The organism is Salinimicrobium catena, from assembly GCF_900102915.1.
GTDB classification, from domain to species: domain Bacteria; phylum Bacteroidota; class Bacteroidia; order Flavobacteriales; family Flavobacteriaceae; genus Salinimicrobium; species Salinimicrobium catena.
The window spans coordinates 12,566-31,894 of the sequence record NZ_FNGG01000006.1 but is presented as its reverse complement, the minus strand read 5'-3'; the positions used below and the strand labels follow the sequence as shown (position 1 = coordinate 31,894).

Sequence of the window (19,329 nt, the reverse complement as noted above, 5' to 3'; positions counted from 1 at the left end):
AATCTCCCAAATTCAATTAATCGTTGTAAGTGAAAAGAGGCAGGTCGCCTCAGGATTTACATCTGTTCCAGAATCCGTTCATGCACCTCCAGGTCTTGAATGCTGTGAAGCACAAACCTGATCTTTTTGACTTGTTTCAGTGAAGGCCCTTCTTTAATTATAGTGGAAAAAGCCACTTTTGCAGCTTCTTCTACAGGGTAGCCAAAGATGCCGGTTGAAATTGCCGGAAAAGCTATTGATTTTATTCCCTTTTCTTCTGCCAGTTTCAATGCATTCCGGTAACAGGCTGCCAGAATTTCATTTTCTGGTTTATCACGACCGTAGACAGGTCCAAGACAGTGGATCACGTACTTATTGGGCAACTTTTGTCCGCTGGTGATCACGGCTTCCCCGGGTTTTATGGGTGCCAAAGGTCTGGCTTCCTTAGCCAGTTCAGGACCCGCAGCCCTGTGAATGGCCCCGGCAACGCCGCCTCCGGTTTCCAGTTGCGCATTGGCCGCATTGACCACGGCCTCACAGTCTTCCTGGTTAACTATATCTCCTTGTCGACATTCTATGCTTATTCCTGAAAATTCTTTTTCCATAGCTTTTTCTTCTTATCTAAAGTTAAGGAAAATCAGGTGGTGATAAAAGTCATTCTTCACGAGGGGTGAATTTTGGTAACTTCCGGAGAAATCTAAAGATCATTAAAAATGAAGAATAAAGTTGTAATAATCACCGGCGGAGCTTCTGGCATTGGCGAGGCCACAGCTGCTCTTTTTGCTGCGGAAGGCGCCCGTGTGGTGGTCTCCGATATTCAGGAAGAGAAAGGCAAGGCTGTGGTCGAAAGAATCAAAAAAAACGGCGGGAATGCGGCGTTTTTCAAAGCCGATGTTTCTGTAGCCGAAGAAAATGAGGCCCTGGTAAATTTTGCCATTGAAACCTACGGAAAACTGGATATTGCAGTGAACAATGCCGGAATAGGCGGAGAGGCCAATAAAATTGCCGATATGAGCCTGGAAGGCTGGCATAAGGTGATATCAGTAAATCTGGACAGCCTGTTTTACGGTATGAAATACCAGATCCCGGCCATGCAGAAAAATGGAGGCGGAAGCATTGTGAATATTTCCTCCATTTTAGGAAGTGTTGGTTTTATGGGTTCAGCCGGTTATGTGGCTGCCAAACACGCTGCTTTGGGAATCACTAAAACAGCCGCTTTGGAGTATTCCTCAGAAAATATACGTGTCAATGCCGTGGGGCCGGCATTTATCGACACCCCGCTTCTGGATCAACTTGATGATGATCTGAAACAACAGCTGGTAGCTATGCATCCTATAGGCCGCTTTGGAAAAGGTAAAGAAGTAGCCGAACTCATTCTTTGGCTGGGCAGTGACAAAGCTTCTTTTGCCACGGGAGCTTATTACCCGATCGATGGAGGATATCTGGCAAGATGATCCTTGAAGTTAGATGTTCGAAGTTAGAAGTTGGAAAAAGTAAAAAAACCTTTTCCTGAGGGAAAAGGTTTCTTACTTATTTATATAATTCGGAAAGTTTGAAGTGTTTAACGCCTTCTTCTTTGCCTGTTGTTTCTGTTTCTCTTTGGAGAAGCAGCCGGCGCAGGTTGCGCGTTTGGATCGAGTGGGAAGGGATGCTCCTCTACCACCGGGATCTTAATTGCGGCTAGTTTTTCTATTCCTTTCAGGTCCTTTTTCTCTTCGGAAGTGCAAAAGGAGATGGCCATACCATCATTCCCGGCACGGCCGGTTCGGCCAATACGGTGTACGTATGTTTCCGGAACATTAGGAAGATCAAAATTGAATACGTGCTTTAGTTCATCGATGTCGATTCCCCGGGCGGCAATATCGGTAGCCACCAGGACACTGAGTTCTCCGCTCTTAAAGTTCTTCAGAGCATTTTGGCGGGAATTCTGACTTTTATTTCCGTGAATGGCGGCGGAATTTATCTTTGCCTTACCAAGGAATCTTGCCACCTTATCGGCGCCATGTTTGGTGCGGGTGAAGACCAGCGCACTGGAGATGCCGTTAGATTCCAGCAAATGCAGAAGTAATTTTCGCTTATCGGGTTTATTGGTGAAATAGATGCGCTGTTGGATCTTATCTACAGTAGATGATGCAGGCGTGACTTCCACTTTCGCAGGGTTCTTCAGCATCATATTCGATAAACTCTGGATCTCTTCGGGCATGGTAGCCGAAAAGAAAAGCGTCTGCCGCTTTGAAGGCAGTACCTTGATCACCTTTTTTACGTCATGTATAAAGCCCATATCCAGCATTCTGTCAGCTTCATCAAGTACGAAGATCTGTAAGTGCTTCAGGCTTATAAAGCCCTGGTTCATAAGGTCGAGCAATCTCCCCGGTGTCGCCACCAGGATATCCACTCCATTTTTTAATTTCTGCACCTGCTTGTTTTGAGAAACTCCGCCAAAAATGACGGTATGCTTTAATCTGGTGTATTTTCCGTAGGCGGTAAGGCTCTCGTCTATTTGTATGGCCAGTTCCCTGGTGGGAGTAAGGATGAGGGCCTTTATTCCTCTTCCGGAAATGTTACTTTCTTCCAGTCTCTGTAAAAGCGGAATTCCAAAGGCAGCTGTTTTTCCCGTTCCTGTCTGGGCTATCCCCAAAAGATCTTTTCCCTGTAATACTAAAGGAATGGCTTGTTGCTGAATAGGAGTGGGAGTGGTATAGCCCTGATCTTTTATGGCCTTCAGGAGAGGCTGTGATAATTCTAAATTCTTGAATGACATTAATTATGTATATCTGAAATGCTGGAAAAGACGTTGCATTTTCTGAAACAGCGATGGATTTTTTGTTCTTGACCGGCTTACAACCTGCCGTTTGGATGTTAAGAAGGTGCCAAAGATAAACTTTTTATCCTTGCCTCATGTGATGAGTCAAAAACCGGGCCGTTAAATAAAACAGGTAGTTTAGCAATTGCCTTTGCCGTCGGGACAGGCGCTACTGTCGGGGATGAGGTAAGCTACACAGTCCCCAAGATCTACTTTGAGTGTGGTAGAGCCGTAATCTGAAGCCATTTTCTTTTTCCCATGCAGACGCATTTCTTTGAAGCCGCTAATGGTAAATGTTTTTGTTTTCTTGTCGTAAACAATCTTGTCGGCCTTTTCTATTTCCACTATATCTGTGGTGAAATGCACATTTCCGGTAAATTCCACAACCTGCCTGTTCTTGCTGAAGTTGCTATTGTCTCCCGAAAAAACGACACCGGCTCCTTTAAAGATTTCAGGAGTGTCCTGGGCATAAAGGCCTGTGCCTATCAGCATCATTAAAAGTAGAACGAGGTTTTTCATAGCATCTGGTTGTAAAGCCACAAGATATTAATTTCTTGTTAATTAGCCCAGCCTGAACAGCTGTTTTTCAAAGAAAATTCCTGCCTTCTGAAGATGCTTACCCTCAAAATTTCGCCAAATATCCTGTAAATTCAGCTGTTCCCCGTGAAAAACATTAGGATTTTTTATCAAAGCTTTGGCGCTTCCTTAACCGTCAATCGAATCAATTCTTACAATCTTTCGGTATATAAATTGATCAACCTAATTAAAATCTACACCGTGGATAAAGATCTGACATACAGGTTCTTTAATGCTTTGATTATCCTGGCTGTGGTCACGTTTGTGATCTTTTCCTGCGACACCGGGGCAACCGAAATGAAGCAGCAGGAACACCCTTCAAAAGAAGAAGTTAAAGACACTGTATTAAATGCAAGTCCTGTAAAGAAGAAGGAGCCGGAAATCATAATGACTTACAAAGTGGACAGCCTGCCTACCCGGGCTGTGGTAGATAGTTTTAAAAACAGATTTTCCAGGGAGGAACAGCACCTTATTTTCGCGCTTAATCGCATGGACGCCTGGCGACTTGATGCCGGGGACAAGCTTGTCATTCCCGACACTCTTACAGGTGATCTGATGGATTATTCTCCTTTTCCGAAGCAACTGGAAATACTTGATTCCATTCCCAAAACCGTTCTCATAAACCAAAGAATACAAGGGATAGCACTCTACGAAGGAGCTAAACTGGTGCGCTGGGGGCCGGTGAGTTCAGGTAAAAGATCTACACCAACTCCAAATGGCTTGTTCTACGGAAACTACAAAGCCCGTAAGAAGGTAAGTACCATAAATCCCGACTGGCTGATGCCATACTACTTTAACTTCATGAACTTTGAAGGGGTAGGGGTGCATGAATATTCCATGCCTGGTTATCCTGCCAGCCATGCCTGTGTAAGGCTGCGGAAGGAAGATGCTACTTACGTTTACGATTGGGCGCAGCAGTGGAAACTGGATAAAAGAGGACAGGTAATTGAAAGAAATGGAACTCCTTTTATGGTATTTGGAAAATACGATTATGAGAACCCTTTCCCATGGCTGAAAATGGCAGAGGATCCAAAAAACAATTTTCTAACTCCTGCTGAAAGGGACACTCTGAAAAATTATGTGGCAAAGTATTTTAAGGATGAACGGAATTTTGCCAAACCCGAACCTCCTGCGGGAGAAATTGCCCTTCCTCTGGGAACCGAGATAGAGACCATACAATAAAAAAGCCCCAGACGGGGCTTTTTTGTTGATTGATCGATGAGATTCTTTAAAGGTCATATTTCTCCAAATAAGCCAGAATAGCATTTTTAAGATCTTCTTTAGCCTCCAGGAACGGGATATGTCCTACTTCGCTTTCCCATAGCATCAACTGCGGAAAGTTCACACCTTTGTAATGCTCAGGCCCTATCATCCAATCCCTTCTTCCGTAGAAGAAAAGCACCGGCATTTCCATTTTCTGGGTAAGCGATTTGAAATTGTTCCAGAATTCAGGATTGTTCATGGCCGCGTTACCAAAGTCATAATTAAAGTGAGGAATTGCATATAAAGTACTGTCCATAACTGCTTCATTAGCCTGATCTTCATAAGCCATTTTCCAGAACAGCTTTTTCTCGCGAAGCTTGTTTCCAAAATATCCCATTCTTTCTACTACCGGAATACTGTCTGTTTCACAGGAAGTATACTTTTCCTCTAAAAATTCGGCAGCTTTGGGAAACCAGCTTTCACAGCAGGTTTGGGTAATGTCAAGAGTGCAGTTGATCATCAGCATGCCTTTCTGGGCCTTCGGAAATCTTTCGGCGTAGCCCATTTGCAGAATTCCTCCAAAAGAGTGGCCAAGGGTAAGCCAGCTGTCAAAGCCCAGTTGCTGCCTTATCTCCTCAAAATCCTGCACCATACGATCCATGGAGTAATTTCCGTCTTTAGCGCTTCCCGATCTTCCCACTCCTCGCTGATCCAGATAAACTACGGTAAAATGTTCTTCCATGAATTCTCCAAAGAATTTCTCGAACCAATAGCTTCCAGATCCCGGCCCGCCATGAATGTAAAGCAGGGGAGTACCTTTTCCTTCTACTTTCACGTAGAGATCAACGCCATCTGTGGTTGTTACCTTAACTACTTCTGATTGGGCCGAATAATTTATCAGCAACAGTGCGAACAAAAGGAAGAGATTTTTCATTTTCAGATTTGTTAGATGATTAAAATGAGCCTTCAGAAGTATCTGAACTTTTTCAAGGCATTTTTCTACAGACTTTTCAACAAAGGTTTTGTTACAGCCCTTTTCCAATTATTTTCCGGAAGAAAGGTGATCGGTCTTTTTATTATCATTGCCGGTCCATTTTTCCAAAAATTCCTTGCACATGGAAGGGTTTCATCTTATTTGAATTTTTGTTATATCCTCAAGACTGTAAAAGTTTAAAAAAGACGCAAAATATAGGCAAAAAAAATCCCGCATAGCTTTTAAAATGCCATACGGGATAGGAGTGCAGGGATATCTTTCAGCTTAAAGAATAGCTGCTTTCCAGTTTTATTGTAGGTTTGAGGATCACCTCAGCTTTAATGGAATTTGTGATAAGGCAGGCCTTTTCGGTCTTATGGATCACCTTTTCCGCTTTTTCAAGATCCTTCTCGTCAAGAATGGTAAGCACAGGCTGCAACAGAACTTCGGTCATGGCGAACTTGCCGTCAGCCTTGCTCAGTTTTCCTTCCGCAGGACAGCTGAAATCCTTGAACTTAAGGTCAAAATTTTTAGCGATCGCCAAAAAAGTGGTCATGAAGCAAGAGTTTACAGCCGCCGTGAATAAATGTTCCGGAGACCAGATGCCTTCCATTCCTCCCGGAAATTCAGGCGGAGTGGCCACTTCTATTTTATCGTTTAGAACCGGAGAGGATATTTCTCCTTTCCTGTCTTGTTTCCATTCCAGGCCCACCTGGTATAGATGATCTTCCATAGTATTTAATTTTATCTGAAGTTAGGTTTTTACCGGCTCATTTTTCCTGATCAGGGTCATGTTTCACACGGCAATCTCCATCGAAACAACTACCTGAGGCGCAACCAAAAGCGAATAGCCCCATGGAGGTGACATAAGCACCCAAAAGGATCCCCAGCCATTGGTCGTTCACCGCAGCCTGAATGATCACCATGATCCCAATGATTAGGTATGCTATTCTGGTGAAGGTCCAGCCGGTAAGAAGCCTGTCTTTTATCATGATAATTTGTTTCTTAGGTTTCTCCAACCCCCGCCGTTATGGACATTGGTATAACCGTTGGAGCGCAGGATGCTTTTGGCAGAAGCGCTTCTCATGCCCGATGCGCAACAGGTAATGATGGGTTGTTCCTTATTCTTCAGTTTTTTTAGATTCGCCGGCAGGCTGTTCAAAGGAATGTTTTTGGATCCTTTGATGTGTCCTCCCTTGAATTCTCCGGGAGTGCGAACGTCAAGGATAATTCCTCCGTTCTTTACCATTTCTGAATAATCAGCCTTTGGGCCGGGATTAAAAAGTCTTTTTATTAGTTCAAACATAGGTTAAGCAGATTTTGATTGCAGGTGATTTACTTCAAGCCAGGAACCCCCGTTGAGACATTCCATGCCTTGGCGGTCAAGGAAATTCGCCGCCTGCCCGCTGCGCATTCCTGAGGCGCAACATAAGATCAGCGGCTCATCCATTGCTTCCAACTCATCCATGCGTAGAGGAATTTCATTTAGGGGAATATTGACAGAACCTGCCACGTGGCCACCGCTATATTCGGCGCGGGTGCGTACATCTACAATGGTTCCTTTATTTTCTTTTATCAGTTTTTCAATTTCCATAATCAAAGTTTCTGGATTAATAGGCGCAAAATTACTGCGGAAGTGCCTTGCCCACAGTTACTTTTGTTACACAAAAGCCGCCTTAAAATAAAAAATCCGGAATTTTATCATCCCGGATTTATATCTGAAATGTAGGTTTGACTAATTTAGGTTTTCGATCACCTTCTGAAGTTTTTCCCGTACCTGTTTGGCTGTAGCGGCAAGGGAATCGTTCTTTACGGCCTGCATCGAAGCCACCGGATCAACCGCCGAAACTTCAACTTTCCCGTCTTCCGTTTCCTGTACGATCACGTTACAGGGGAGCATCGTCCCAATGCGGCTCTCTGCCTGTATGGCTTCAAAAGCCATATTGGGGTTGCAGGCTCCTAATATTCGGTACTTCCTGAAATTTTTATCCAGTTTCTTCTTAAAAGTCTCTTTTACATCTATTTCGGTAAGAATGCCGAAGTCCTCTTTCTTCAGTTCTTCGGTCACCTTTTCAATAGCCTGATCGAAATTGTCATTTACGGTTTTGGTGAAATAATAGCTCATTTTTTTCGGTCTTTTAGTTTGATACTTAAGTTACTACAAAAATGTCTTTTTAAAAAAGCTTTTCAGTAACACTTGTTACGAAGACCTATTCCGGGTTCTTTTCCTGCCAGGCCTTTTGCAGTACCTCCAGGAAAGTTTCGGCAGGTTGTGCACCGGAAACTGCATATTTATCATTGAAAACAAAAAGTGGAACACCGCGCACACCTATTTGTTGTGCCTGCATTTCATCCTGCTTCACGGCATATCCCAATTCCTCAGAAGTCAGGGCATTTTCGGCTTCTTGCTGGTCTAAACCTGCAGCAACAGCAATGTCTACCAATGTCTGCTCGTCATCGATATTTTTTGCTTCGGAAAAATGAGCCTGGAAAAGCTTTTCCTTCAGCTGATTGGCCTTTCCCTTTTGAATGGCCAGCTGCAGCAGTAAATGGGCTCTATAGGAATTGGCCAGCACAGAGGAGTTAGGATCTATCTGCACCCCTGTGTCGGCTGCCATTTGTTTCACATTACTGAACATTTCCTGCGCCTGTTCTTTTGTAACGTTCTTCACCTGCACAAAATAATCCAGGGTGCTCAGGTCTGGTCGTGTTTCAAGGTTGGGGTCCAGCTGAAAGCTGTGCCAGTTCACCTCAATTTTTTCTTTTTCCGGAAATTTCTCCAAGGCTGTTTCAAAATTGCGTTTTCCTATATAACAAAAAGGGCAGCGAATGTCTGACCATATATCTACTGTCATCATTTTTTAATTTTTGGTTATACTGAAAGCAAACTTCAAACCCTTTTCACCGGTTGCGCCAAATCTGCAGGTGTTCAACTGCTTTCCTTTAAAAATGACTGTTGGGATGCTTCTTTTTTTGAGGGAATTCCCGCCATGGCATGTTCGGCTATCGCGGTGATGGACAGACTGGGATTCACGCCCGGGTTACTTGAGATCATGGAACCGTCAATAACATACAGACCCTTGTAGTTAAATACCTCATTGCGGCTATTGACCACGCCTTCCTCAGCAGTTCTTCCCATCACTGCCCCGCCTAAAATATGTGCGGTAGTGGGAATTCCTGCCAGGCTTTCCAGGGTGAAAGAGGTGGCCTTTCCGTTCACGATCCTGCTGTACCTGGCGGTTAATTCTTTAGACTCCGGAATATCGGCTGTGGGTCTTTTACCCGAAGAAACTCCGGTGGCAAGGTTTCCGAAGGAACCTCTTTTTAATTTGAGCGTGCTGTCTACACTTTGCATGAAAAGCAGAACGGTGGTGCTTCTTGACCAGCTGTTGATGAAATAGGTGTTGAACCAGGAAAGAGGAGAGGAAAACAGCTGCCCGAAAATATGAAGTAGCCGACTGATGGGATTGCTGCCCGAGGCCATGGGCAGGTGCAACAGTTTCCAGAAACCCGAACCTTCCGAATAGCGCACGATCTCCAGGTGGCTGTGCTCATCTGTATGCAAAAGGCTGCCTATGGCCACCCCTTTTGAAAAATCTTTGTCTTTTCTGCTGCTGGAGACGCTGATGAGGGTTTCATTGTTTGTCCGAATGTCGTCACCTACCTTGTCTGAAAGATGGGGAAGAGAACTTTTTTTCAATTTCAGGAGCAGTTTTACTGTTCCCAAAACTCCACCCGAAAAGATCACATTTTTGGCCCTGAAGCTTTTTTTCTTCGGAAAAAATGCGGTGCTCGATCTTGTAAAGACTTCATATCCTTCTTCGGAAGGACGTACGTCAAAAACCTCATTTTCGGCAAGTATTTCTGCGCCATAATTTTGTGCCAGCCACAGGTAATTCTTGTCGAGGGTGTTCTTGGCGTTATGCCGGCAGCCTGTCATACAGCCGCCGCAAAAGTTACAACCGGTCCTGTCCGGCCCTTTTCCACCAAAATAGGGATCCCTAACTGTTTTTCCTTCTTTACCAAAATACACCGCCACATTGGGATTTTCAAAATGCTTTTCCCGGCCCATTTCTTTGGCCATTTGGTGTAGGGCAAGATCGCCATCAAATAAGTGTGGATTGGGAGTTGCTCCCAGCATTTGCAGGGCTTTTTCGTAATGAGGTTTCAATTCGGTTTCCCAGTCGGCCAGGTCTTTCCAGCTGCCGGAGGCATAAAAGGCTTTTTTGGGAACGGGTAAGGTATTGGCGTAGACCAGGGAACCGCCGCCAACGCCGGTACCCGAGATCACAGCGATATGCCTGAAGATGCTTAGCTTCATGATCCCGTAAAAACGTAGTGCAGGCATCCATAGCCATTTGCGCAGGTTCCAGTTGGTTTTGGGAAAATCTTCAGCCCTGAACCACTTTCCTTTTTCGATCACCAGGACCTTATAACCTTTTCCTGAAAGCCGCAACGCGCTTACAGAACCGCCAAAGCCGCTGCCAATAATGATGTAATCGTAGTCGTAATTCATGAAGTGTGTTAAAACTACGCTTTTTCCGAAAAAGGTTGAAATCTTTTATTCAGAAGGCACTGAAAAAATTATTTTTTTAATGCTGTTGTCTCCCATTCATCCTTCCATTCGCCTTCTTCTTTTAGATAGGCGATCACGTTTTGACGCTGTTCCTTAATGATCTTTTCTTCGGCTTCTTTAAAAGGGCGCATTTCCTCAGGACTTAAATGAAAGAATAGTTCATTTTCGATGCCATAGATAAAATGGTGCCCAATGATATTTCCGGTTTCCAATCGGGTTTGCAGAGAATTTTTGACCGCTTCCTTGTCGTTCATCAGGCCTTTGCATACGGTGTAATGCCAAAAGTAACGGCCGTGAAAATCCCGGGTTTCTTTTTTAGGTAAATTTTCAAGATGTTCCTTTAGATTCCGAAGAATGGTATGGGCTTTCTTCTCCTCACCGGCTTTGGTAAGGGCTACAATGGCCCCTAACATAGTGGAGTAGGATCGTTCCTTGAAATTAATGGTGTCGGTTCTAAGGTTTTCAGGTTTTCTTTTCTTTACTTCATCAAGAAAATAGTTGAAATTCCCGGTTATAAGTGCGGGTTTTTGAATGTGATTAAGAAAGTAATGATCAGGCATTCTGCCCTTTATGGAATCTGACTTCTTCATGAGCTCCAGAACTTCTGCATATTTATCTTGGCGGCTTAGCCAGTAAAGCTGGGTATTTAAAGTGGTTTCGTTGTTCGGAAATTCTGTTTTTAAGATTTCAAGTACCTCATTTGCAACTCCTAAAAGATCCAGATCTACTGCCGGGTAGAATATCAGGCTTATGGACTTCGTTTTTTCAGCGGTCTTTTTATAGGCTTTGTGCATGGTTATAATGGCTTTGTCATGTTGTCCTAACATTGCTCCATATAAATTCGCCAGCGATTCATAGGCTACCAGGTAATCGGGCCGGATCTTAATGGCTGTCTGCAAATGTTCTTCTGCTTTTTCTAAAGATCCGTTCATTTGATAGATCTCCCCCAGGTAAAGGTTGACAAGCGGGGAGAGCGGATCAAGTTCGTAGGCATACTCCAGTTCTTCCTGGGCTTCCTTTCGCTGTTGATTTTGCCACAACCCAATGCCGTAACTGGCGCTGACTTCTGCATCTCCCGGTTTAAGTTCCTTAGCTTTTTTAAAGGCTAGCAAGGAGGTTTTTCGCTGATTTTTTACCATGTGGTTGAGGCCCAGGGCGACATATGCTTCAGCAAGATCATCTTTTAAAAGTAGCGCTACGTCAATATCCTCCCCCGATTCTTTTATAGCCTTTTCATATTCAGCGTTGCCCAAAATGTGCTGAAAAATTACGGTTTCAGCTTTTTTTGCGTAGGCGAGCGCAAATTCCGGATCAAGGGCTATGGCCTGTTCGAAAAACCCTTCTGCCTCTTCAAGATCTGATGGGTTCAACGTGGCGGCTTTGGAAAGTCCTTTCAGGTAAAGATTGTAAGCCTCCACATTTTTAGTAGGCCGGGGATTTTTGACATTTTCCTGCTCAGCGGGAAGCAGTCTGACCTTCAATTCTTCCAGCACTGCCTGGGAGATCTCATCCTGAATGTCAAATATGTTCTCGGTCGAATAGGGGCGGTCATAGGTCTGAGACCAGACGTGAAAGCCGTCATCTATTTTTATGAGCTGCGCCGTAATTCTGAGCTGGTTTCCCGCTTTTCTAACGCTGCCTTCCAAAATATGATCTACGCCCAGTTTTTCCCCGATCTCCTTCAGGTCGTGATTCTCATCCTTGAACTGGAAGGAAGAGGTTCTGCCTGCCACATGTAAGCCATTGATCTGCGCGAGGGAATTCAGTAGCTCTTCAGAAATTCCGTCGGCGAAATATTCCTGGTCCCCTTCAGCGCTAAAATCGGCAAAAGGCAACACGGCTATGGAAGCATTCTGGGCCTCGGGATCATTTCCCCAAAGGGATGATTCAGCAAAGAAAATGCGTTCCAATCCCAGAAAAAGAAGAGCTATGACCAGCAGTCCTATTATCCAGAAATTAAATCGGGACCGGGAGCTGCTTCTTGCTGCTACCGTTTCCTCCCGTTCTAAATGTTTAGTTCTCTTAAGACCCTCGGGAGTCATTTCAAAAGCCCAGGCCAGGATAAGTGCAATAGGAAAACCGGCGATCAATAATACGATCACCATCTGCATCACCCAGGCAGGAGCACTAAAGGAGTCAGCCGCCAGTTTGATGATCTGCGCTACAAGCCAGGCCGTGATAGCATATACGGTGGCTACCTTGTAGACGTTACGCCTTCTGAGTTCCTGAAAAAAATCGCCCACGCTCACATTTTTTTAAAGCCCTGATCGCTTGTTTACAAAACAATGATCAGGGCTTTGATTTCACGCTTACATTTCTTCATCCTTGAGGTACTTGTCAAGGAACGCGAGGATCTGCTTATACCCTTTTATCTCATTTTCTTTTTTGATGAAACCATGGCCTTCATCTTCAAAGACCACATACTCTACCGGTACGTTGTTCTTCTTTAGTTCTTCCACGATCTCATCAGATTCCACCTGCAGTACCCGTGGATCATTGGCGCCCTGCAACACCATCACCGGGTTCTTCACCTTGTCGGCATGAAACAGCGGCGACTTGTTGTACAGGGCAATAGAATCTTTAGTTGTAGGATCGCCCATCTCATCATATAATGCTTTTTTATAGGCTTCCCAATAGGGAGGAATTGACTTTAGGGTTCGCAGCCAATTGGTCACTCCAAAGAGGTTCACCCCAACGTCAAATTCTTCGGGATTAAAGGTCATGGCGGCCATGGTCATATAGCCTCCGTAACTTCCGCCAATGATCCCGATATTTTCATCATCAATATAATCCTGTTCCTGCAGCCACTTTTTGCCCCATATCACATCTTTAAGATCTTCTTCGCCGTGTTTTTTATCATCCATTTTGTAAAAGGATTTTCCGTAGCCGCTGCTTCCGCGGTTATTTACTGCCAGGACAGCATAACCGTGATTGACCAGGTATTGAATAAGTGCAGAATATCCTATTCTGGACTGCCCACCAGGACCACCATGTACCCATACCAGGGCGGGAACCTTATTATTTTCAGATGCCTGCTGCGGCTTGTAATAAATGGCAGGTATCTCCAGGCCGTCAAAAGATTCGTATCGAACCACTTCTGAAGCCACCAGGTCTTCAGGATCTATTTTGGAATTGAGGGTGTTGGTCAGTTTTTTGATCTTATTGGTCCTGAAGTTATAAACATAAAGGTTATTGGGGGTTTTTGAGGTGCCGATCGTGAGCCTCATGAGGTTCTCGCTGTCAGAGATATTGACGGCTTTGATATCGCCGTCCGGCACTTCGGGCAGGTCTACCTTTTCTCCCGTTTCGTTGTTCTGAACTATAAGCCTGTTCTTACCGTCCTCATTGATGGCGATCACGCGATACTTGTCATTTTCGCTGAGGTAACTGTACATCACATCCCAGTTGGTTTCGTAAACAGTAGAGCTCTCCCCGCTTTCAAGATCGTATTCCACGAGATAAGCATATTCCTTGCCTACATCTGTGATGTAATAGAATTTTTGATCGTTCTTACTGAAGCCCGAAGCCGAATAGTTTCCTTTTTCCCGGGAGATCTCGGTCATTTTGTCCTTTTCCCGGTCATAGATAAAAAGTTTGCTTTCACTGGTGGTGATGGGTTGGGAAAGTGCGACCAAATTCTCATTATGCGACAGGCCTTCCAGCTGGTAGCCTTCATCATTTTCATAGAGCATTTCGGGTTCCCAGGTGTCCTTATCCATTTTATAGATATCAAAGAACTTAGGGTCCCGCTTGTTTGAAATATAGTAGAGATATTGGTCATCATCACTCCAACCACCAAAGTTGGCTTTTTCATTTTCGGCAGGAGTAAGTTCTTTTGCCTCTCCGTTCTTTTGAAGCAGGTAAAGATGGCTTATTTCATTGCCGCCCTTATCTGCGGAATAGATGATCTCCCCGGTACCGGGCACGTAATCTTCAGCAAAGAAGGAGTCTTCGGTTGAATTAGTGACCTGGGTTTTGGTGCCGTCACTGATGTTGATCTCGTAAACATTAAAAATGCCCGATTCATCGCTGCTCATGAGCAATTTGGTCTCATCATTTGAAAATTCCCCTCCGGCAATTCGGGTATTTCCGTAGAATTCTTCAATGGTGTAATTTTTAACAGATGAGGTGTCCTGTTGTGCAAGGACGGGAAAGCATACTAATAGCATTAGAAAAATCGCTCTTTTCATAGGTACAGGTATTGGTTAGTAAAAAAACAGAAGAGGAGGGGATGTCTGTGGTTCTACTAAATATACCAATAAATCCATTAAGTTAATAACCGAAGAAAGAATTTTCCCCGTAGGGAACACCTCCGGCTAGCTGAGCGAGAGGGGGATCTATTTTAAACCAAAGCCTTTTTTATCTTGGAGAACGGACTTTGTTTTTTATGCCTTGTATCTATCCCGAAAAATTCATTTACAGGACAAACTTCGGTGATCGCGCTTTCGGTAATAAGGGTGCCTGCCACGATAGACAACAGGCCGGCAATGTGGCCTTTATTTCCGCCTAAGCCCGCATATCCAAAAGTGATGAGCGCCGGGCCGGCAAGACTGCGGATGATTCTATCTTTTTTGCCAACATTCTCTTTCATAGTTTTTCAGGTTTTTGATCTTCCATTAAGTTAAGAAAAAAACCTGGTTTCTGAAAGCTGAAAATGGCTTAAGAACCTTGCATTCCAGCAAGAGACTTTACTTTATTTTTCTGAAGGTCTTCTGTAAGGTTCATGATCTTCCCAAACCTTTGGGAAGCTGTAATAAAGGTGATAAAAGTGCACAGCTCTGCGATCTCTTTTTCTGTAAAAGCCTCTCGCAGCATATTAAAATGGGCTTCCTGTATGGATTTATGATCAAGAGCAAACAATTCGGCAAAGGCAGTTACCAGAGAGATCTTTTGATCTTTGGGATCAAAATCGGGCTTTCCTGCTTTGACCATGCAATATTCGCAGCCATTTCCAAAAGCCAACGTTCTTCGAACCTGTTCCAGCAGGTCTGGATCAAGAGAAGTTTGGGTAAAAAGGGAAATTTCGAGATCATTCCACTTCTCGAGAACAGCAGGATTATGTCCTATTAATCTTTCAAAGGGGGTTGATCCTGTGCCGGACAATTGGATTGAGGTGCTCATATTCATCGGTTTGAAGAAAGGCCGAAAATAGACGATTTTATGATTCGAAGAACAGCTCAGGCATCAGCTTTTTCAATAGTGCGATCTGTTTCTAAAAGGTTTTCTGCCATTCCGTCAAAAACAAAAAAATGAAAGGGTAGTACAGAGTACCAATATAACCTCCCCGCTACGCCTTTAGGCCGGAAAGTTGCTGTCTGCCTAAGGTAATGTTTGCCATCCTTTTCACAGATGTTGAACTCCAGCCAGGCCTCCCCGGGTAACTTCATTTCGGCATACAACAGCAGGCGCCTGTTCTTTTTATCGGCGGCAAGAACTCTCCAGAAGTCGAGTGTGTCACCTGTGTTGATCCTGTGAGGGTGCGTTCTGCCGCGCCTTAAGCCAACACCGCCTACCATCTTATCCATGATCCCTCTTATCTTCCACATCCAGTTGCCGTAGTACCAGCCGTTTTTGCCGCCTATAGACCAGATGTTTTGAAGCACTTTATTGGGATCTCCCTTGATCAGTTTTTCTCTTTTGTCAAAGAAACATCCATCGGTAGGCACATTGATATGGTCAAGCAGGGAATTGTCCTGGTAACTGGAGGCCAGCGAGTCTTTCCAGCTGGAAATGACGTTGTTCTGCTCTATTTTCTGAAAAGCAAGGTCTACAGCCTTTTTATAAGAAATTGGTTTGATGCCCAGCATCTTTTCAAGCTCATTATCTTTCGCGATCACTTCCACTTTCATGCTGTTCACCAGGTTTACGGCGAGCTTATAGGAGGTAGAGGTAACGAAGTACAGCCAGTAGGAGGAAAGCCGCGGGGTCATGACAGGCACTGTGAAAATATATCTTTTCAGGTTCCTTACTTCGGCGAATTGCAGCAACATTTCTTTGTATGTCAGCACATCTGGGCCTCCCACGTCAAAACCTTTTCCAAAAGTCTCCTTTTTGAGCAATACCCCTGAGAGAAACTCCAGGATATTCCTGATGGCGATAGGCTGGCTGCGGGTGTTCACCCACTTTGGAGTGATCATTACCGGCAGTTTCTCCACCAGGTCCCTAATGATCTCGAATGATGCGCTGCCCGAGCCTACTATGATACCCGCCCTTATGGCAGTTACCGGGATCCCGCTCCTGTCCAGGATCTCCTCTACGTTTTTGCGGGAGGCAAGGTGTTTCGATAGTTTCTTTTCATTGGTGATGCCCGTGAGGTAGATGATCTGTTGAATAGAGGTGGGTTTGACCAGGCTGATGAAATTTTTGGCGGCACGTTCTTCGAGCACTTCAAAATCATCACTGCCAGAACTCATGGAATGGATAAGATAGTAAGCCGCGTCGCAATCTTTAATTGCTTCGGAAGAAGGCGGCTCTTGAAGAAAGTCTACCTGGAACAGACTGATCTTAGGATCTGTATAGACACCCTCTTTTGGAAAGCGGTCTTTGTTTCTCACGCAACACACCACCTCATGGCCCTGTTCCAATAAAACCGGAAGCAATCTTTTACCTATATAACCGGTGGCGCCGGTGAGAAGGATCTTCATAGAGAGAAAGTTAAGTCTATCCCTAATTTAGGAATTAGCGGCCAAACTTCCAGAAGTTACTATCAATTTACTTAATCTTCTTCCAAGATGATAAGGTCGGCCGAGGCGCGGTTAAGTGCAATGGGAATATTATTGATCACCGCGGTTCTTATTAAGGTCTGGATGTCGTGTTCGTGTCCGTGAGGAGTTTCAGCATCAATAAAAAAGATCACTTTTTGAACTTCCCCGCCCAGGATCTTAGCGGCAAGAATGATGTCTCCTCCGCTGGGGCCGTGGCCGAACCCGGCAACATCAAGCTCCAGCATGTCATTAATGAGCTTGGAAGTATTAGTTGTACCTATAAGGTTGTAATTAACAAGTGTCTCACGATGTACTTTGGCCCAGTTAAGAAGATCATTTTTACGGCTGTTATGAGCGATAAGGGCAATGGTATTTTTCATTCTTGATCAAGGTTATTTTCCGGAATAAAATTAACTCATTTCTTACGCAATGCCTTTAAAATTGCTGCATTTTTGGAGGAAATAATTGTTAAGCTCCAGGTATTAAAAATCACCTTTTCTTATTCCTTTTCATCCGTTTCGGCCCATACCACAACCAGAATCCCGTAACTGTAAAGATAAACAGTGCAATACTCATAATGCTTGTGTAGATAAGCTTCCAGACGCCGTCCGTCCCAAAAAGATCGTCCAGGATAGAACCGTCATGTATGTTCTCTATAAGATCAGATCTCCTGGGGCCAAACTGCAGCACTTTTCCGGTAGCGCCATCCAGTTGCAGACCGAGATAATTGTGCTTAAAATCGAATTTTACGATCCCGTCCTCTTTTCTCACATCAATGCGATCTATTTGCTGTACCTCGTTTGTGTTCAGCGTATCCATAATTGCTTGTTCGGCAATTGAGTTCAGACTATCAAGAGGGAGCCACTGTTGAAGGTCGGTCGAAGTGCCCTGCATCGTCTCAGGCAGAAGGATGCCTCCGCTGTCTTTCTTCCATCCTAACAAGAGGGCCGAGATCGAAACCACAAAGAAAAAGGCAAAGAGGGAAATTCCGGTCAAGCGGTGAATTTTCCTGAAAATTCTAATGGTTCTGGCCTGGCTCTGTCTTTTGTTCATGCGCGCTTTTTCTGAGGGGAGGCCAAAGTAGTTAAAAAAGTGAAATTCCGAAGCTTTTTTTAAGGCCATTACGGCAAGGGCGAAGGGTTTTTCAAAATGGAATTTATTCTCTAACTTTAATATTTACGCAATAATATGATGGAAGCCGATACTCCCGTTTTTTTCTTTGCTTACGTGCTGATCTTCTTTGTGGCGATCCTGTTCAGGTACTTTGTCGCGGCAGGGTTCTTCTATTATTACTATTATGTTTTAAAAAAGGAAGAATTCAGGGAAAGGCGGCTTAGTCGCAGACCGCCAAAAAAGGCTCAGCTGAAAAAAGAGGTCATCTGGAGCATCAAATCATCCGTGATCTTCGCTTTTTTCGGTGCAGTTTTATACTGGTTATGGCAAAGGGATCTCACCGCCATTTACCTGGATATTACCAAATATCCGCTGTGGTACCTGCCGGTAAGCCTGGTGATCATTCTGCTGCTGCATGAAACCTACTATTACTGGATACATCGCTGGATGCATTTTCCCGGGATCTTTAGAAAGGTGCACAAAGTACATCACGACAGTCATACGCCCACGCCATGGACGGCTTTTTCCTTTCACCCGTGGGAAAGTTTACTGGAGGCCATTATTTTGCCCGTGCTTCTTCTTTTCATTCCGGTCTCTGTTTATGTATTAGGCCTGTACCTGGTCATCATGACCGTGAGCAGCGTGGTGAACCACCTGGATATCGAGATCTATCCGCCGGGTTTTCAGAAAACCAAATTCGGAAAGTTGTTCATTGGCGCCACGCACCATCATTATCATCATAAGGAATACCTCACTAATTACGGGCTGTACTTTACCTTCTGGGATAAATGGATGTCTACGGAAAGTAAAAAAATGGAATAATTTTCATTTTATTCTTTTGAACAAGAGGCGTTCATCAAAAAGGCCTTTCCTCATGAGCCTTCGGAATTCTTCAGAAGTGGGGGCAATGAGGTAATATTCCAGGTCGCCGTCTTCATCAGGGATCTCCTTTACCGCCGAGGTTTCCTTCAGCTCTTCCATCAGTTCTTCGGCTCTTGAAGCTGTAGCTGAAAAAAATACCTGGAGATCGTCATTTTTGAGCCTTACTGGAAACACATCCCACACCTCTTCATCCTTGAGGTTAAGAATGTAATAATTCCTGAATTCCTTCAGAACAGTTTCATTTCCGCAAAGATCGCCCTTCACCTGGATCTCATCGCCGTTCCTGAAATGGAATTTAAATTGGGTCACCTCCAGGGTGTCCTGATCTTCAGAAATGAAAAGCCCCTGCATCTTTTCAGGAAATTGTGACAAAGAAGCTACATCTGCCGGCTGTGGTGTTTCATACCTTACCACCGTGCATCCAAATGCCAGGAAAGCCGTCGCTATGGCGAAAATAAATTTTTTCATTGCCGTTCATCGATAGCCTCAATTTACGGCGGAAAAAATTAAGATCTGCAGC

Annotated in this window: 22 protein-coding genes; 3 read left to right on the top strand and 19 right to left on the bottom strand. The window is 44.4% G+C overall.

Going from position 1 to position 19,329, the window contains the following annotated elements:
* Positions 1–56 precede the first annotated feature (56 nt).
* The gene (locus BLS64_RS11645) at positions 57–584 is read right to left on the bottom strand and encodes a macro domain-containing protein (protein WP_093113758.1); all 528 of its coding nucleotides are present in this window, start codon (positions 582–584) and stop codon (positions 57–59) included.
* A 108-nt stretch (positions 585–692) separates the two neighbouring features.
* On the opposite strand from BLS64_RS11645, the gene BLS64_RS11640 reads away from it, so the two are divergent.
* Positions 693–1,433, top strand: a complete 741-nt coding sequence (locus BLS64_RS11640; protein ID WP_093113759.1) for an SDR family NAD(P)-dependent oxidoreductase — start codon at positions 693–695, stop codon at positions 1,431–1,433.
* Positions 1,434–1,540: 107 nt separating this feature from the next.
* On the opposite strand, the gene BLS64_RS11635 is transcribed toward BLS64_RS11640, so the two are convergent.
* Positions 1,541–2,740, bottom strand: coding sequence for a DEAD/DEAH box helicase (locus tag BLS64_RS11635; RefSeq protein ID WP_093113760.1), 1,200 nt, complete (start codon positions 2,738–2,740; stop codon positions 1,541–1,543).
* Between the two features lie 180 nt (positions 2,741–2,920).
* A complete protein-coding gene (locus BLS64_RS11630; protein WP_143019312.1) occupies positions 2,921–3,301 on the bottom strand; it encodes a hypothetical protein in 381 nt (126 codons plus the stop codon).
* Positions 3,302–3,559: 258 nt separating this feature from the next.
* Between BLS64_RS11630 and BLS64_RS11625 the strand changes: the two genes are divergently transcribed.
* On the top strand, positions 3,560–4,540 hold the full coding sequence (locus BLS64_RS11625) for a L,D-transpeptidase (protein WP_245693448.1): 981 nt from the start codon (positions 3,560–3,562) through the stop codon (positions 4,538–4,540).
* Between the two features lie 46 nt (positions 4,541–4,586).
* Here BLS64_RS11625 and BLS64_RS11620 read toward each other — a convergent pair whose 3' ends face one another.
* From BLS64_RS11620 to BLS64_RS11545, 15 genes are all read right to left on the bottom strand, one after another.
* On the bottom strand, positions 4,587–5,495 hold the full coding sequence (locus BLS64_RS11620) for an alpha/beta fold hydrolase (protein WP_093113762.1): 909 nt from the start codon (positions 5,493–5,495) through the stop codon (positions 4,587–4,589).
* 319 nt (positions 5,496–5,814) lie between these two features.
* Positions 5,815–6,267, bottom strand: coding sequence for an OsmC family protein (locus BLS64_RS11610; protein WP_093113764.1), 453 nt, complete (start codon positions 6,265–6,267; stop codon positions 5,815–5,817).
* Between the two features lie 37 nt (positions 6,268–6,304).
* On the bottom strand, positions 6,305–6,526 hold the full coding sequence (locus BLS64_RS11605) for a hypothetical protein (RefSeq protein WP_218124613.1): 222 nt from the start codon (positions 6,524–6,526) through the stop codon (positions 6,305–6,307).
* On the bottom strand, positions 6,523–6,840 hold the full coding sequence (locus BLS64_RS11600; protein WP_093113765.1) for a rhodanese-like domain-containing protein: 318 nt from the start codon (positions 6,838–6,840) through the stop codon (positions 6,523–6,525). The genes BLS64_RS11605 and BLS64_RS11600 overlap by 4 nt, the downstream gene beginning before the upstream one ends.
* Before the next feature lie 3 nt (positions 6,841–6,843).
* Positions 6,844–7,128 (bottom strand): rhodanese-like domain-containing protein, encoded by a 285-nt coding sequence (locus BLS64_RS11595; RefSeq protein ID WP_093113766.1) that lies wholly within the window; start codon positions 7,126–7,128, stop codon positions 6,844–6,846.
* A gap of 141 nt (positions 7,129–7,269) precedes the next feature.
* A complete protein-coding gene (locus BLS64_RS11590; protein WP_093113767.1) occupies positions 7,270–7,659 on the bottom strand; it encodes a DUF302 domain-containing protein in 390 nt (129 codons plus the stop codon).
* Positions 7,660–7,744: 85 nt separating this feature from the next.
* Entirely contained in the window at positions 7,745–8,392 is a 648-nt protein-coding gene (locus BLS64_RS11585; RefSeq protein WP_245693447.1) for a DsbA family oxidoreductase, read from the bottom strand.
* Between the two features lie 71 nt (positions 8,393–8,463).
* Positions 8,464–10,050: a GMC family oxidoreductase gene (locus BLS64_RS11580; RefSeq protein ID WP_093113769.1), complete on the bottom strand. Its 1,587-nt coding sequence runs from the start codon at positions 10,048–10,050 to the stop codon at positions 8,464–8,466.
* A gap of 68 nt (positions 10,051–10,118) precedes the next feature.
* Positions 10,119–12,353, bottom strand: a complete 2,235-nt coding sequence (locus BLS64_RS11575; protein ID WP_143019311.1) for a tetratricopeptide repeat protein — start codon at positions 12,351–12,353, stop codon at positions 10,119–10,121.
* 66 nt (positions 12,354–12,419) lie between these two features.
* Positions 12,420–14,300 (bottom strand): S9 family peptidase, encoded by a 1,881-nt coding sequence (locus BLS64_RS11570; RefSeq protein ID WP_093113771.1) that lies wholly within the window; start codon positions 14,298–14,300, stop codon positions 12,420–12,422.
* Positions 14,301–14,452: 152 nt separating this feature from the next.
* Positions 14,453–14,701: a YgaP family membrane protein gene (locus tag BLS64_RS11565; protein WP_093113772.1), complete on the bottom strand. Its 249-nt coding sequence runs from the start codon at positions 14,699–14,701 to the stop codon at positions 14,453–14,455.
* A gap of 68 nt (positions 14,702–14,769) precedes the next feature.
* A complete protein-coding gene (locus BLS64_RS11560; protein WP_093113773.1) occupies positions 14,770–15,231 on the bottom strand; it encodes a carboxymuconolactone decarboxylase family protein in 462 nt (153 codons plus the stop codon).
* A gap of 56 nt (positions 15,232–15,287) precedes the next feature.
* Positions 15,288–16,754 carry an SDR family oxidoreductase gene (locus BLS64_RS11555; protein ID WP_093113774.1) on the bottom strand — a complete coding sequence of 489 codons (1,467 nt, stop codon included), beginning with the start codon at positions 16,752–16,754 and terminating at the stop codon, positions 15,288–15,290.
* A 71-nt stretch (positions 16,755–16,825) separates the two neighbouring features.
* Positions 16,826–17,194, bottom strand: a complete 369-nt coding sequence (locus BLS64_RS11550) for a methylglyoxal synthase (protein ID WP_093113775.1) — start codon at positions 17,192–17,194, stop codon at positions 16,826–16,828.
* A 109-nt stretch (positions 17,195–17,303) separates the two neighbouring features.
* Positions 17,304–17,867 carry a PepSY-associated TM helix domain-containing protein gene (locus tag BLS64_RS11545; protein ID WP_093113794.1) on the bottom strand — a complete coding sequence of 188 codons (564 nt, stop codon included), beginning with the start codon at positions 17,865–17,867 and terminating at the stop codon, positions 17,304–17,306.
* A gap of 135 nt (positions 17,868–18,002) precedes the next feature.
* On the opposite strand from BLS64_RS11545, the gene BLS64_RS11540 reads away from it, so the two are divergent.
* Positions 18,003–18,749, top strand: coding sequence for a sterol desaturase family protein (locus BLS64_RS11540; protein WP_093113776.1), 747 nt, complete (start codon positions 18,003–18,005; stop codon positions 18,747–18,749).
* A 3-nt stretch (positions 18,750–18,752) separates the two neighbouring features.
* Here the strand turns inward: BLS64_RS11540 and BLS64_RS11535 are convergent, their stop codons facing one another.
* The gene (locus BLS64_RS11535; RefSeq protein ID WP_093113777.1) at positions 18,753–19,277 is read right to left on the bottom strand and encodes a hypothetical protein; all 525 of its coding nucleotides are present in this window, start codon (positions 19,275–19,277) and stop codon (positions 18,753–18,755) included.
* Between the last annotated feature and the right edge of the window lie 52 nt (positions 19,278–19,329).